This window comes from Corynebacterium silvaticum, assembly GCF_004382825.2.
GTDB classification, from domain to species: Bacteria; Actinomycetota; Actinomycetes; order Mycobacteriales; family Mycobacteriaceae; genus Corynebacterium; species Corynebacterium silvaticum.
Genome location: NZ_SDQO02000001.1, coordinates 682,759 through 697,952, shown reverse-complemented (window position 1 = coordinate 697,952; position 15,194 = coordinate 682,759). Strand labels below are relative to the sequence as shown.

At 53.9% G+C, this 15,194-nt stretch carries 12 protein-coding genes; all 12 read right to left on the bottom strand.

What is annotated here, in order from left to right; translation table 11 throughout:
• Positions 1 to 71: 71 nt before the first annotated feature.
• Positions 72 to 1,586 (bottom strand): RsmB/NOP family class I SAM-dependent RNA methyltransferase, encoded by a 1,515-nt coding sequence (locus ET810_RS03250; protein ID WP_087454035.1) that lies wholly within the window; start codon positions 1,584 to 1,586, stop codon positions 72 to 74.
• Positions 1,583 to 2,524, bottom strand: a complete 942-nt coding sequence (gene fmt / locus ET810_RS03245; protein ID WP_087454036.1) for a methionyl-tRNA formyltransferase — start codon at positions 2,522 to 2,524, stop codon at positions 1,583 to 1,585. The genes ET810_RS03250 and fmt overlap by 4 nt, the downstream gene beginning before the upstream one ends.
• A gap of 41 nt (positions 2,525 to 2,565) precedes the next feature.
• Entirely contained in the window at positions 2,566 to 3,075 is a 510-nt protein-coding gene (def, locus tag ET810_RS03240; protein ID WP_087454037.1) for a peptide deformylase, read from the bottom strand.
• Positions 3,076 to 3,204: 129 nt separating this feature from the next.
• Positions 3,205 to 5,250, bottom strand: coding sequence for a primosomal protein N' (locus tag ET810_RS03235; protein ID WP_087454038.1), 2,046 nt, complete (start codon positions 5,248 to 5,250; stop codon positions 3,205 to 3,207).
• A gap of 66 nt (positions 5,251 to 5,316) precedes the next feature.
• Complete coding sequence (metK, locus tag ET810_RS03230; protein ID WP_087454039.1) at positions 5,317 to 6,546, bottom strand: methionine adenosyltransferase; 1,230 nt, start codon at positions 6,544 to 6,546, stop codon at positions 5,317 to 5,319.
• A gap of 168 nt (positions 6,547 to 6,714) precedes the next feature.
• A complete protein-coding gene (coaBC, locus tag ET810_RS03225; RefSeq protein ID WP_087454892.1) occupies positions 6,715 to 7,968 on the bottom strand; it encodes a bifunctional phosphopantothenoylcysteine decarboxylase/phosphopantothenate--cysteine ligase CoaBC in 1,254 nt (417 codons plus the stop codon).
• A gap of 105 nt (positions 7,969 to 8,073) precedes the next feature.
• The gene (gene rpoZ, locus ET810_RS03220) at positions 8,074 to 8,352 is read right to left on the bottom strand and encodes a DNA-directed RNA polymerase subunit omega (RefSeq protein ID WP_013911601.1); all 279 of its coding nucleotides are present in this window, start codon (positions 8,350 to 8,352) and stop codon (positions 8,074 to 8,076) included.
• 121 nt (positions 8,353 to 8,473) lie between these two features.
• Positions 8,474 to 9,049, bottom strand: a complete 576-nt coding sequence (gmk, locus tag ET810_RS03215; protein WP_087454040.1) for a guanylate kinase — start codon at positions 9,047 to 9,049, stop codon at positions 8,474 to 8,476.
• Positions 9,050 to 9,052: 3 nt separating this feature from the next.
• Entirely contained in the window at positions 9,053 to 9,376 is a 324-nt protein-coding gene (gene mihF / locus ET810_RS03210) for an integration host factor, actinobacterial type (protein ID WP_013911603.1), read from the bottom strand.
• Positions 9,377 to 9,728: 352 nt separating this feature from the next.
• Positions 9,729 to 10,553, bottom strand: coding sequence for an orotidine-5'-phosphate decarboxylase (gene pyrF / locus ET810_RS03205; protein ID WP_171487371.1), 825 nt, complete (start codon positions 10,551 to 10,553; stop codon positions 9,729 to 9,731).
• A 21-nt stretch (positions 10,554 to 10,574) separates the two neighbouring features.
• Complete coding sequence (gene carB, locus ET810_RS03200; protein WP_134317661.1) at positions 10,575 to 13,937, bottom strand: carbamoyl-phosphate synthase large subunit; 3,363 nt, start codon at positions 13,935 to 13,937, stop codon at positions 10,575 to 10,577.
• A 21-nt stretch (positions 13,938 to 13,958) separates the two neighbouring features.
• A complete protein-coding gene (gene carA / locus ET810_RS03195; protein ID WP_087454043.1) occupies positions 13,959 to 15,191 on the bottom strand; it encodes a glutamine-hydrolyzing carbamoyl-phosphate synthase small subunit in 1,233 nt (410 codons plus the stop codon).
• Positions 15,192 to 15,194: the final 3 nt, after the last annotated feature.

The following is a 15,194-nucleotide window of genomic DNA, read 5'->3' as shown; positions in this document are numbered from 1 at the left end:
TAGCCGCGACCTAAACAGCAAGAAACGAGAAGCGTTATTGGGGGCGGCCAGTCCAGATGTGAGCGATGGATTTATGCGCTTGGTTTTTTCAGTACGGCAAAGAACATGGCATCGGTTCCATGCTGATGCGGCCACATTTGAAAGGATTTATATTCTCCAGTGTGGGACATCTCGGGTATCAATGCTGCTGCGTCTTCTTCCACCATTCCTAGATGAGATAGTGCGTGATCAACGATGTCGCGGGTCTCGCGTAGATCTGGTGAACAAGTTGAGTACACTACGACGCCGCCAGGGCGGACGAGTGTGCATGCAGAGGTCAGGAGTTCCTTTTGGAGCGGGACAAGCTCAGTAATGTCTGATTCTTGTTTACGCCAGCGGGCATCGGGGCGACGGCGCAGGGCCCCAAGTCCTGAGCAGGGAGCGTCGACGAGGACGCGGTCGTACTCACTGCTGAGTCCTGGGTTGCGTCCGTCGGCGACTTTTACTCGAACGGGTAGGCCGGCAACGGTCTTTTCTATCAGGCGTGCGCGGTGCTCGGAGACCTCTATGGCGTCTACGTGGGCGACGTCGATACGCGCGAGTGCGCCGAGCAGTGCTGCTTTGCCTCCTGGTCCTGCGCATAGGTCTAGCCATCGACCAGTGTCAGTGCCATCAACGGGTGCTTCTACTAGGGCTCGTGCGATGAGTTGGCTTCCTTCATCTTGTACGGCTGCTAGTTGTTGTTGAACGGGTTCTAGTTCGCCGGGATCGCCGCTTTCAAGGTAGACGGCATAAGGCGAGTATTTGCCTTGTTCCCCACCGGTGATGAGGGATAGTTCCAATGCACTGATCTCGCCGGGGCGGGCCACCAGGTGCACGATCGGGCGATCTGAGTCTGCACGAAGTGTTTCTTCCAGGTTGGAGAGTCCCACGACGCGCGAGAAGCTGTGTGCTATCCATTCGGGATGCGCGGTACGGAACGCGATGTTTGCGACTTCTCCCTGTGGAGCGAGTCGATCCATCCATTCTGCGGGTGTGCTCCGAGAAATGGTGCGCAAGATTCCGTTAGCGAATCCTTTGGCTTTATCGTGGCCTAGGGCTTCCACGATACGGACTGTTGTGTCTACGGCTGCGTGGGGTTCCACTCGCATGTACATCAGCTGATAAGCGCCAAGGCGCAACGCATCCAATAGTTCGGGATGAATCGTATCGAGTCCCCGTGATGAGCACTCCGCGATTAGCGCATCGAGCACGCCTAGTGTGCGTAATGTTCCGTAAGTTAGTTCAGTGGCAAAGGCGGCGTCTCTGCCGTGCACGTTGGCTTTGTTCAGAAGTTTGGGCAGGGTGAGGTTGGCAAAGGCGTTCTCTGAGCTTACGCAGTGGAGAACATGAAAAGCGACGCTTCGCGCGGTGTCCACTCCGGATAGTTTCCGGAATCCGCCTTGTGGTTCACGGTTTTCCCGGGCACGATCGACGGATCTGCGGTTGCCCTGCGATCGCTTTTTTTGCCCGTATGTGCGTTGCGTTTCTGGATCCCTGCCTGCAGTCCTAGCAGGATTAGTTTTTCCTGCAGATCGCGATCGAGATCTGAATCCTCCTTGGCTCATTCGAACCTCAGTCCTTCCTTGTTGTGTAGACCACGAGCCCAATCCGATGCCTGCATTCGTTTCTTACCCTGAGGCTGGATCATGTCTAGCTTCACGCAGCCATGATTTGTGCCTACCAGAACTCGATTTTTCTCGATCATGAGTTCCCCTGCCACCATCGAGCATTCCTCTGCGGGTACGTACGTCACGGGGCCAAGTTTAAAGCGTTGTCCATCTAGTGTTGTCCAAGCACCGGGGCCAGGAGTGACTGATCGGATGAGCCGGTCGATATCTGCACCGGGGGCGTCCCACTGTACTTGTGCATCGTCGGTAAGAATTTTGTGGGCGTATGAGGGTTCTCCGACCTGTGATCGTGGTTCTGCCTTCCCCGCTGCCAGGTCGTCCATCGTTTTTACCAACAAGTCAGCGCCGACATAGGCCAGACGGGTGAGCAGATCATCTGCGGTGTCTGTGGGGTTGATGGGTTCTTCCAACGTATCCAGGATGTCACCGGTGTCTAGCCCTTGGTCTATGCGGAATGTTGTAGCACCGGTGATGGTGTCTCCATTGCGAATGGCTGATTGCACTGGCGCTGCTCCACGCCACGCAGGAAGTAGGGAAAAATGAAGGTTAACCCACCCATGAGGTACTGCGTCGAGCAGATCTTGCGTGATCAAATTGCCATAGGCAACCACGGGGATACAATCCGGGGAGAGCTCTTCCAACCGAGTACGGAAGGCTTCCCCGTCAGGGGTGCCAGGCTTGATGCTGGTTGGGGTGAGTATTTCTATACCGTGTTGTTGCGCGAGCGCAGAAACGGGGGAAGGCTGGAGAGTTCTCCCCCGTCCTTTGGGCGCGTCAGGGCGAGTGAGAACCGCGATCACCTCGTGATCACTGGCGAGTAATTTTTCCAGAGCAACGACTGCGGGTTCTGGAGTGCCCGCAAATATAAGACGCATTTTATCCTTCTTGGGTATGCTGATCCGACTGATTGTCCCGGCTAAGCGTTGAACCACTCAGACTGTCTGATGGTCGCCATTGCATCTTTACGGTGCTCTTTATCAAGCCGCTTAAGGAACAAAATCCCGTCGAGATGGTCCGTCTCATGCTGAATGCAGCGTGACATCAAACCGGAGGCCACCATGGAAAAGGTTTTTCCGGACACGTCTTGACCTGTGACTTTCACTGTCTCAAAACGAACTGTGTCTTCCTGAATATCAGGGATCGACAAACATCCTTCCGGCCCTAATTGAGTGTCCTCCCCAATAGGCTCCCATACCGGATTGATGATGTGCCCACGCAGCCCGTCTTCTATATGCGAGCAATCGTAAACAAATACTCTCTTGGTCACTCCCACTTGGTTGGCGGCAAGCCCTACGCCACCCGCCGCGTCCATTGTTTCAAGCATATCGTTGACCAAGTTTTCTAAACTCTTGTCAAAGACGGTTACTTCATCTGCGCGTGTAGTAAGGACCGGATCGCCAAAAAATCTGATGTCACGAATGGTCAAGAGAATACAGTTCCTTTTTAAGTTCATAGGTTCACATAAAATTTTGCCTGCTAGCTGCGCCACGTCGCGATGAAGCTTGTCGACGCTCGCCAGCATCCTTTTATTTAAGGTAGCAGGGCTGCGTAAGCTTTATCCCACCTTAATGGGATCTACCTTAATGCGAAGCGGCAGTTCTTCCTTACGCGCCCCACGTTCAATCAGCCCAGCGCGTAAGACTTGGCCTAATTGGTTACGCCCAGCCAGTGGGGTCCTAATCAAGATTCGTTGGGGCGGCCCATACTCACGTTCATCATATTCACCAGGAAGTTTACTTCCCGGGGGCAAATCAACGGGCCCTAAAATCTCAGCGTGAGGCGGCAAATCAGTAAACGAAAGAAAAGCGTCCAACGCAGTGCGTGCTCCGTCGATAGCCGCCATATGCGCCGCAGGTGGGAAGTGTACTTCTCGTCGCTCCAACAGTTCTCGATGGGCAGCACCGACCATATCCCACCGGATAAGTGCTTGAACCTGCGGCAAACTAGCATCCGCCGCAATGATGACTTCCCCGCCCGCATCATGCGGGGCTACCAACGTTGCTGCAGCCGCCCACTTAGCGAGCGTATCTTCTCCTGCCCGAAGATCCTGTCGGCCGATCAAAGCCCAGGCATCCAAAAACACAGCAGCACCGTAGCGCCCCGCTATAACTTCTGGCTCAGCACCGGGGGTGGACACAACCAAAGCGGGTTCACTAGGTACCCGGTCGATGACCCTTTGACCACCAGAGGTAATCACTTTTACTCCGGGAAAGGCCCTACCTATTTCTTCAGCAGTTCGCTCAGCGCCCAGCACGACGGCACGCAATTTGTTTGAACCACATTGTGGGCAGTGATAGTGCGAATCAGGACGTCCACACCAACGACACGTGGGTAAAGAGGTCATCCCATTCATCTCTGACCCGGAAGGCAGCTCCAACGGCCCATTGCAATGCCTGCACCTGGCAGGAGAACGGCACGTTCCACAGGAAAGCGTGGGAACGTATCCTTTGCGAGGTACTTGAATTAGCACTGGTTCTTCGCGCTGAAGCCCTGCTCGTAATGCTTTAAACGCGGCAGAGGACATACGTGCGGAAAACGCCAAAGAGTCACGTTCCAATGCGCTATTGGAATCAGCAACAGCACGAACCCTTGGCATCTGGGCGCGAATTCTGTCACGAGAAGCCACAAGATCATGCGCCCATCCAGACTCGACCAACAACTGGGTTTCTGCGGTGCGCGAGTGACCTGCTATCAGCAGTGAACACTGTTGTTGGCTTACCCGCGTGGTCAAAACTTCGCGAGCATGAACGTACGGAGCTCTAGGATCAGAAAGATTCTCGTCCCCGTCATCTTTTATGATCGCCAGTGCAAGGTTGGCCACCGGCGCGAAAGCCGCGCTACGAGTTCCTACTACCAACCGGCCTTGACCATGGAGGATGCTCAAAAACCTGCGATACCGAGCCTGTGGGCCGAGTGCAGATGTGAGCACAGTGATGTGTTTCGCGGAAACGTGGTTGCGTAGCGCCTGCTCCATCTTATCTATGTCACGTTGGTCAGGGACCACGATGAGCACCCCACCGCCATCCTTGGCCACTTTAGCTGCTAATGCTGCCATGGCGGCTGACCAATCATCCCCTGGAGTAATTTGCCACGCTGCACGGGCAGTTTTGCCAGAAATTATCGCATCCACAAAAGACTGACCGTGCACGTATGTAGCCCATGCAGATAAGTCTGGCTCTTCTACCTCGCCAAAGTCTTCCCACGGCTGAGCCGTATCTGATTCTTCGGCCTTTGCATGACGTGAGGGAAGAGCAGCGCGGATAAGATCCGAAGTAACCGCTGCATAACGGACAGCTAGGGCGTCGACAAGCTCCCGCATCTCTGGGGTGAAGACCTTTTCCGGAGAGATTACTCGTTCCAGCCATTTGAGTTGTCCCTGGTGTTCTTGGTCCGAAGTCCGCTCAAGCAGCAAGGCATCGACTAAGCGCCCCCCAAAGCGGACTCGCACCCGCACTCCTGGCTGTGCTAGTGCATCTTGCGCCGAATCAATGAGGTACTCAAAAGGGCGGTCTAGGTGAGCGATACCCAAAAGGGGTAAGACCCGTGCCACTGGCAAATGCGGAGCAGGTTCACGGGTCTTAGGCATGTGGAAATCATACATTCTGACTCCACGATTGTGGTGGAGTGGGTAAACCACTCGGAGGTTCTCTACGCAACCATGAGAGGTCTAGAAGCCCACAGCTGAGCGCAAAGCGTCCACCCGGTCAGTCTTTTCCCACGGCAGATCAAGGTCATCCCGACCAAAGTGCCCATATGCTGCGGTATCAGCATAGATCGGGCGTAGTAGGTCTAAATCACGGATAATTGCAGCTGGTCTCAGGTCGAAAACCTCTAGCACGGCCTGCTGGATTTTTTCGTCGGTAAGCTCAGCGTGCGCGGTGCCAAAGGTCTCCACATAGAGTCCCACTGGCTTAGCTCGACCAATCGCATAAGCAACTTGGACTTCTGCGCGATCGGCAAGCCCGGCCGCCACTATGTTTTTAGCGACCCATCGCATGGCATAAGCGCCAGAACGGTCAACTTTACTCGGATCTTTTCCGGAGAAAGCTCCGCCACCATGCCGAGCCATTCCACCATACGTGTCCACGATGATTTTGCGGCCAGTCAAACCAGCATCGCCCATGGGTCCACCAACAATAAAGGAACCTGAAGGGTTAACCAGCAGCGTGTACTCATTATCAGCTAGGTTCCCAGCAATCCCGGCGTCACGGAGAACCCAATCCACAACGTTTTCGCGAATCTGCTCATGCAACCATTCTTGGGTGACCTGTGGATCGTGCTGCGTAGATACCACAACGGTGTCCAGGTGCACCGGTTTCCCGACCTCATCATAAGCAAAGGTAACCTGTGTTTTTCCGTCAGGACGAAGGTTTGGCACAATGCCTTCTTTACGAACCTGCGTTAAACGACGCGACAACCGATGTGCCAGATCAATAGGCAGCGGCATCAGCGTGGTGGTTTCATTGGTTGCATAACCAAACATCAGCCCCTGATCGCCAGCACCCGCCTGATCGTCCTCATCCGTTTGAGAACCGGAACGCACCTCATGCGACTGGTCTACGCCTGCACCAATTTCTTGGGACTGTTCGCCGATAGAAACGCTAACTCCGCAGGTGCGGCCGTCGAAACCGACCTCGGAAGAATTGAATCCAATCTCGATCAGTTTGTCACGGACTAGCTTGGGAATCTCCACATATCCCAATGTCCGAACCTCGCCAACCACATGGACCAAACCGGTTGTAGTCACAGTCTCGACCGCAACACGTGCGTGAGGATCGACGGTTAGCAACGCATCCAAAATCGTGTCTGAGACAGCATCACAGATTTTGTCTGGGTGGCCTTCGGTCACCGATTCGCTGGTAAACAGGCGAAGCTTCGCCTGAGAGTGCTGAGTCACTAAGTTTTGTCCTTACCTAAGAGTGCTGAAGGCATTACGCCATAACAACTGGTGTGCGCTCGCAAGACGATTCCTAGTCTCCTATATACAACACATAATATAGACCAAGCTGTCTAATAAGACAAGCTCGAAGAATGAGACGAACCTTACTTTCGCTACCTGGCCGGTCTAGTCCACTGCACGTTGTTGATCAAGGTTTTTCACTGCGGCATCCAAGATGCTAGAGGCCACGCGCAGTTTAGAACCATCGGGAATTTCCTGATGTTTACCAGAAGGATGCAACAAAAAGCCTCGGTTACGTGTCTCCCCAAAGACCAAACCCTCCCCGACTTCATTGCACATCAAAAGGTCGCAGCCTTTACGCAGGATTTTTTCTCGGGCGAAATCGAGTGCACTATGTGAGGAATCCCCGGTTTCTGCGGCAAACCCCACAATAACCGCCGATTCCTTGATCCGACTATCATGTCGTGCTTCCACGAGAGATTTAAGAATATCGGGATTCTCCACCAGTTCTATGCGAGACAATGCAGCATCCGCTGAGCCCTTCTTTAATTTCAAAGGCGCCGCAGACGCTGGCCTATAATCCGCAACAGCCGCAGACATCACCACGATATCCGCATCCGTAGCTTCAGCCATGCACGCCTCATGCATCTCCCGCGCAGAAGCCACGCGAATCACGCGCGACCCCAACGGAACAGGCAATTCATCCGTACAGCCTGCAACTACGACAACATCAGCCCCTCGCTGTGCAGCAATTTCCGCGCATGCAAATCCCTGGCGACCCGAAGAGCTATTGGTAATACAGCGCACCGGATCTATCCGTTCTTGCGTTCCACCGGCCGAGATCACCACTTTGCGGTTTTCTAAGTCCCGAGGCAGATCAGCACCTTCATACACAGCTAATGCTAAATCGACAATCTGCTGGGGATCGGGCAACCGACCAGGGCCCGAGTCGGCCCCGGTAAGGCGACCATGAGCCGGATCAAGAACCTTAACTCCACGGCGTCGAAGGGTGCGAACATTTTCTTGAGTCGCCGGATGCAGCCACATTTCCGTGTGCATAGCTGGTGCTACAACCACAGGGCATGTAGCAACCAACAGCGTGGCCGTGAGGAGATCGTCGGCACGGCCTGCCACCATCCGCGCGAGAAGATCCGCAGTAGCAGGCGCTATGACGATAAGATCCGCCTGATTGCCGACGTTCACATGCTGCACTTCATCCACGCGATCATAAACGCTGGCGGTAACAGGGTTGCCGGACAACGCTTCCAGAGTCGCAGCGCCGATGAATTTTAATGCATTTGCGGTGGGGACCACTCGCACATCATCGCCAAGCTCTTTGAAAGCTCGCACCACATGACAAGCCTTATACGCCGCGACTCCCCCAGCGATACCTACTACAACCTTCCGAGGTTTAGACACGGAAAGCACCCGACCTTTCTCATTGAAGAAGACCCCTTTACACCGAAACCGGAGATAAAGGGGTCCAAGTAAGAGCAAACCAGAGCGGTTACACCGCGGTGGTTATTAGCCTTCCTCGTGATCAAGCAGTCCCTGCTCGATCTCTCGGAGTGCGATAGACAGCGGCTTTTCCTGAGCCTCAGGCGTGACCAGAGGACCAACGAATTCAAAGACGCCTTCGTCCGCCTGCTGGTAGTAGCTATTGATCTGGCGAGCCCGCTTTGCCGCGAAAATCACCAATGCGTACTTCGACGATACTCGCTTCAGTAGATCGTCGATCGGCGGAGCGGTAATGCCGGTTGGCGCATCATAAACGCCATCGTTGTTCTCAGTAACGTTGGTCACGTTGCTCACTGACACCTTTTCTTAAAAAGCTTAGTAGTTGTGCTGTACTAGGCCGCATAAAACCTCAAGGTTTCATTCTGCGGCGTTGCCACGGTTCCTGCTGCACACCCAAAACGGGAGATTAGCAACACCCGAGCAGGATATCCCGAATCTCAGCGACCGTCTCATTAACCTTATCGTTGGTTACAACGTGCTTAAACTCATCCTGGGATGCCAGCTCCTGACGAGCAGTCTCCAGCCGCCTCTTGATCACGTCTTCGGGCTCCGTTCCCCGCCCAGTAAGACGATCTACAAGGACTTCCCACGATGGCGGAGCTAGGAAAACGGTCTCTGCGTCGGGCTTCAACGCCGCGACGTTACGAGCACCAACAAGATCGACCTCAACCAGCACAGGACGGCCGGCTGATAACGCGTCTTCCACAGGCCCCGCGGGAGTTCCAGACCTCTGCAACCCACCATGGATCTCTGCCCATTCGAGCATGTCCCCACCGTCGATACGATACTGAAACTCCTCGGGAGTCACGAAGAAGTAATCCACACCATCAACTTCACCTGGACGCGGTGCCCTCGTGGTCATCGAAACACTGAAGTAAAGGTTCGGTACTTCCTCGCGAAGGCGATGAACCACCGTGGACTTCCCCACAGCAGATGGTCCAGCTAAAACGACTAGCCGACCTTTTGGGTTATCGCCTGTCATTGATTAATCCTCGGAGAAGCCAAAGCGCTCAAGCAGAGCGCGACGCTGACGATCGCCAAGACCGCGCAGACGGCGTGTCTGAGCAATCTCCAGCTCCTCCATGATTTCCTTGGCCTTAACTTTGCCTACCTTAGGAAGAGACTCGAGGAGAGCGGAAACCTTGGTCTTGCCGATAATCTCGTCAGAAGATGCCTTGTTCAGTACCTCTTTGAGCGTGATGTCACCGCGCTTGAGCTGTTCTTTCAGCTCTGCACGTGCCTTGCGGGCCTCAGCAGCCTTAGCGAGGGCTTCCTTACGCTGCTCGTCGGTCAACTTGGGAAGGGCCACGGGGTTCCTCCGATTCGAAATTTATTATTGGGGATTTGTGACGCTATATGCGCCGGCAATCAACGATACACATTTCTTGAAGTCTCCACTGCACAAACACTCTCAAAAAATTTTGCTCAGTTTCTTTGAAAGCACCACACTGAAAACTTCAATCCTAGCGCCGCATCCAATGAGCTTTAGCCATCCACCGCGCTGCGATGAAACATACTAAAACCCGCGGCACCGCGTTGATTTCCGGTTTAGTCTAGCATCAGATCGCAAAAGTCTAGGTAATCAACCTAAAAAGTTGAAAAACCGCAGTTCACCAAACGGCAAACTGCGATCTATCAAACTCCCACTAGCTGGGAAAACATTAATCTCTAAAATCTAATACGGCGAGATCTACCGCTTCTTTAAGAGCCTCCACCGACGGGCCCTGCGCAAGAATCGCACGAGAGATATTTGGGAAAGCAAGATCCCTTATTCCCTCAGTAATCCGCGATATATCCTCCGCTGTCGCACCCTGTGCGCCCACTCCAGGGAGCAGAACAGGCCCTGCAAGCTGAGACAGCTGCGGAGGCTCCGCCAGGGTTGCGCCCACGACTACTCCGATATTTCCGGCGTTACCGGATTCAGCATGCCTAGAGTTAGTCTGAGCTACTGAATCCACGATCTGCTGGGATATCGTTCTCCCCTGGCCATCCTGCTGGTCTTGTAATGCACGTGCCTCTGGATTAGACGTCGCAGCTAGGACAAAGACCCCTCGGTTCTTCTGCTCTGCGATGTCCAATACAGGTTTCAGCGAACCATAGCCCAGATGGGGAGACACCGTCACCGCATCGCAGCACAGCGGTGACGCATCGTCTAACCATGCGGTGGCATAACCCGCCATTGTGGATCCAATGTCTCCACGCTTGGCGTCGGCAAGCACTAACGTGCCAGCGTCACGCAAGTGTGCGATCGCGTCTTCCAGAATGGCGAATCCCGAGGAACCATAGGATTCATAGAAGGCAACCTGTGGTTTTACCAGCGCAGTATTTCCGGCAAAAGCCTCCACGCAGATCTCCGTGAAAGCTGCTAAGCCCCGGACATCCGGAGTAAGTCCCCATTGCTCCATCAAAGCTGCATGTGGGTCAATGCCCACACAAAGCCTGCCGTGAGCGGCTCCAGCGTGCCGAAGCCGCTCACCGAAAGTTATCTGTGGTTGTTCCACTGTGTCTTACTTTCCGCTCAATGAATGGTCTAGTTCTTGCAGCGGACGCACGCTGAGCTCGCCTTGCTGCAACGCCTCGATGCCCTGCACAGCAGCCGTAACACCTTGAACTGTGGTTACCAGCGGAACGCCCACAGAGACCGCCGCGGCACGGATTTGGTAGCCATCATGGCGTGCACCAGACGAGCCGGCAGGCGTGTTTAAGATGAGATCAACTTCACCCGCATTGATGATGTCGACGATCGAACGACGCCCACCTAGATCACCCTGCTCTGCGGCTTCCCTCGCCTGCGTCTGTTTGAGGACAACCTCGCACTCAATGCCATTACGTCGTAGCATCCCCGCAGTACCGGATGTGGCCAGCACTTTAAAGCCTAACGACGCCAAACGCTGAATCGGGAAGATGAGCGTCCTTTTATCCCTGTTAGCTACCGAGACAAAGACGGTGCCAGAGGTAGGTAGCGCCCCAAATGCAGCTTGTTCTGCCTTAGCGTAGGCCGCACCAAAGTTATCTGCGAGACCCATGACCTCGCCAGTGGATTTCATCTCTGGGCTCAGCAGGGTGTCAAGCATGCTTCCGTCTGTCCGGCGGAAACGGTTAAACGGCAGGACAGCCTCCTTGACCGCGATAGGAGAATGCTCCGGCAAAGAGCCTCCGTCGAAGTCCGTGGGAATCATGCCTTCTTTTTGCAGCTCAGGAATTGTCGCACCAGCCATAATGCGAGCAGCCGCCTTAGCGAGTGGCACTCCTGTGGCTTTTGAAACAAACGGGACCGTACGCGATGCCCGAGGGTTGGCCTCAATGACATACAGAATGTCGTCCTTGAGTGCGTATTGGACGTTCATTAGTCCTCGCACGCCAATACCATGCGCAAGCGCCTCAGTAGAGCGCCTTACGGTCTCAATGTCTTCTGCCCCCAGGGTCATAGGGGGAAGCGCGCAAGCCGAATCACCCGAGTGGATTCCGGCTTCCTCGATGTGCTCCATCACGCCAGCGAGGTAGACATGTTCGCCGTCGCACAGCGCGTCAACATCGATCTCAATGGCGTTATCCAGGAATCTATCCACAAGAACCGGATGGTCGCTCGTGATCTCCGTAGCGCGATCAATATAACTATGCAGCGCTTTTTCGTCATATACGATTTCCATTCCTCTGCCGCCTAGGACATAGGAAGGACGCACAAGCACTGGGTAACCGATCCGGGAGGCGACCTCCTTGGCGTCCTCAAACGAGGTAGCCGTGCCAAATTCCGGCGCTGGCAGCTGTGCGGCTTTAAGGACATTTCCAAACTCGCCACGATCCTCAGCCAGGTCAATTGCCTCTGGGCTGGTGCCGATAACAGGAAGTCCGGCATCTCTCAGTTTCTCTGCAAGCCCCAGTGGAGTTTGCCCGCCTAGCTGGACGATAACTCCTGCCACCGTGCCGGATTGTGACTCTGCGTGATAAACCTCCATGACATCTTCAAAGGTCAACGGCTCAAAGTAAAGACGATCAGCGGTGTCATAGTCAGTAGAGACAGTCTCAGGGTTGCAGTTAATCATCACTGTTTCATAGCCCACGCGCGAAAGTTCAAGTGCGGCATGAACACAGGAGTAGTCAAACTCAATGCCCTGACCAATCCGGTTCGGACCCGAACCCAGGATAATCATTTTCTCTTTTTCTACCTGCGGGCGAACCTCAGACTCAGCATTCGGATCTAGTTCATAGGAAGAGTAATGGTACGGGGTGGTGGCTTCAAACTCCGCAGCACACGTATCTACTGTTTTGAAAACAGGACGTACGCCTAGAGACCAGCGCAGACGACGCACGCCGTCCTCCCCCGCAAACTCCGGACGCAAAGCAGCAATTTGTTTATCGGACAGTCCTAGGAACTTCGCACGACGTAGCAAAGGCTCATCGAGAACTGGTGCAGCAACTAGCTCCTCACGGAAATCCACAAGCGCTTGCAGCTCTGCGAGGAACCATGGGTCAAGCCCTGAGGCTTCATGCATTTGCTCGATGCTAGCGCCCAGGCGAAGCGCAAGTTCTGCGTCATAAATTCGTCCTTGCGTAGGACGCTTCAGATCTTCCAGCACTGCAGCAACGTCTTGTGCTCGCTCCCTCGCGAAAGCCTCATCGCTGGTGGTCCAGAAACCTGCTTGCTTGTTCTCCAAAGAACGCATGACTTTGCCTAACGACGCAATGTAGTTGCGTCCCAGCGCCATGGCCTCGCCGACTGATTTCATCGTGGTAGTCAGGGTGTCATCAGACCCCACAAACTTTTCAAAGGAAAAACGGGGTGCCTTCACTACTACGTAGTCCAGCGTCGGTTCAAAAGCTGCAGGAGTGACTCCCGTGATGTCGTTAGTGATTTCATCCAACGTGTAGCCAATAGCGAGTTTCGCTGCGATCTTTGCGATCGGAAAACCCGTGGCCTTTGAAGCCAAAGCCGAGGAGCGAGACACACGTGGATTCATCTCAATAGTGATCAATCGACCGTCTGCCGGGTTCACTGCGAATTGGATGTTGCAGCCGCCTGTATCTACGCCGACTTCCCGAATGATCGCGATACCTTGATCACGCATCTTCTGATACTCGCGGTCTGTAAGAGTAAGCGCAGGCGCGACCGTTACGGAGTCTCCTGTGTGAACGCCCAATGCATCGACGTTTTCAATGGAGCAGACAATAACCACGTTGTCCGCGCCATCGCGCATCAATTCAAGTTCGTATTCTTTCCATCCCAGAATCGATTCCTCGATCAAGACATTCGCCTCCGGTGAGGCCGCTAAGCCACCACCAGCGATGCGATCCAAGTCTTCTTGGTTAAACGCCAGGCCAGAGCCAAGTCCGCCCATAGTAAAGGAAGGTCGTACCACCACTGGAAGACCGAGCTCCTCGACGGTCTCATAGACTTCATCCATATTGTGGCACACGCGGGAACGAGCGGATTCTCCGCCGACCTTGGTAACGATATCTTTGAATTTCTGTCGGTCTTCGCCGCGTTCGATTGCATCAATATCAGCGCCGATGAGCTCCACATCATACTTTTTCAGGGATCCACGGCGATCAAGCTGGATGGCTGCATTCAGCGCTGTTTGACCGCCTAGGGTAGCAAGCACTGCGTCGACCGGGTGACCTTCAGCTATCTCTTTTTCAAAGATCTTTTCAATGTATTCCGGCTGAATAGGCTCAACATATGTGTGGTCTGCAAACTCCGGATCCGTCATGATGGTTGCCGGATTGGAGTTGATCAAGGTCACACGAAGGCCCTCTTCTTTAAGCACCCGGCATGCTTGAGTACCCGAATAGTCGAATTCGCAGGCTTGACCGATAACGATAGGGCCGGATCCGATAACCAGGACGTGTTTAATGTCAGTACGCTTAGGCATATTTTAAAAACCTTCCTGGTTTTAGTTCGCAGTAACAGCGGAGTTGTGAGTGGACATCAGTTCAACAAACTGATCGAACAGCGGGTTTGCATCGTGAGGACCAGCTGCTGCTTCGGGGTGATACTGAACGGAATAAGCAAGTCCGTTGACCAAGGCAACGCCTTCTACCGTGTCGTCATTAAGGCACGTATGCGTTACGTGTGCGTCCCCAAACGGAGTTTCAAATGTTTCTCCGGCTTTGCCCTCTAGCGCGAAACCATGGTTTTGCGCTGTGATGTCGATTTTCCCCGTGAGGTGGTTGAGGACGGGAACGTTAATCCCTCGGTGCCCGAATTTCATCTTGTAAGTCTTCATGCCTAAGGCACGCCCAAGGATCTGATTGCCAAAACAAATGCCGAATAGCGGGATTTTGTGTTCAAGAACTTCTTGGACGATCCCGACCATAACGTCTGCGGTGGCAGGATCACCAGGGCCGTTGGAAATAAACACACCGTCAGGGTTATATCCCACAATCTCCTGATATGGGGTGTTGGCTGGAACCACGATTGTCCGTATGCCCCGCGCCGCAAAGTTTCGAGGAGTATTTGTTTTAATGCCCATGTCATAGGCGAGCACCGTAAACGTGGTCTCCCCCTCTGCCTCGACCACATACGGCGCATCGGTTGATACTTCACCGGCAAGATCGGCACCAGCCATGCTCGGCTGCCCTTTAACAATGTCTACGAGTTCTTCAGGACTCCGAGCAGCGTCCTCCCCTGAGAAAATTCCTGCCGAGATCGAGCCAAAATTGCGGAGATGGCGGACGATAGTCCTGGTGTCTAGGCTAGAGATTCCGACAATATTTTGAGCCTGCATTTCTTCTTCAAGACTACGAGAAGCCCTCCAGTTGGAAACGCGGTGAGAAAGATCGCGGATTACTAGACCAGCGATCCATATCTTTTCCCCATAAGACTCGCTGTCTTCATCATTCCATCCGGTGTTACCAATATGAGGTGCCGCGGATACAACGATCTGGCGATGATAGGAAGGGTCTGTCATAGTCTCTTGATAACCAGTCATCGCAGTAGTAAATACGGCTTCGCCAAGCGTGGTTCCTAAAGCACCAAAGGATTGACCTCGGAAGATGCGTCCGTCTGCAAGAACAAGGACGGCTTCGGATCGATTCTGGAACGTCGACGTCACTGTGTCGCCTTTCTTAGCTGTATTTATATCCGCACCGCGATAATCGCGCTGGGGTGAATAAGTTGTGGTCATGTT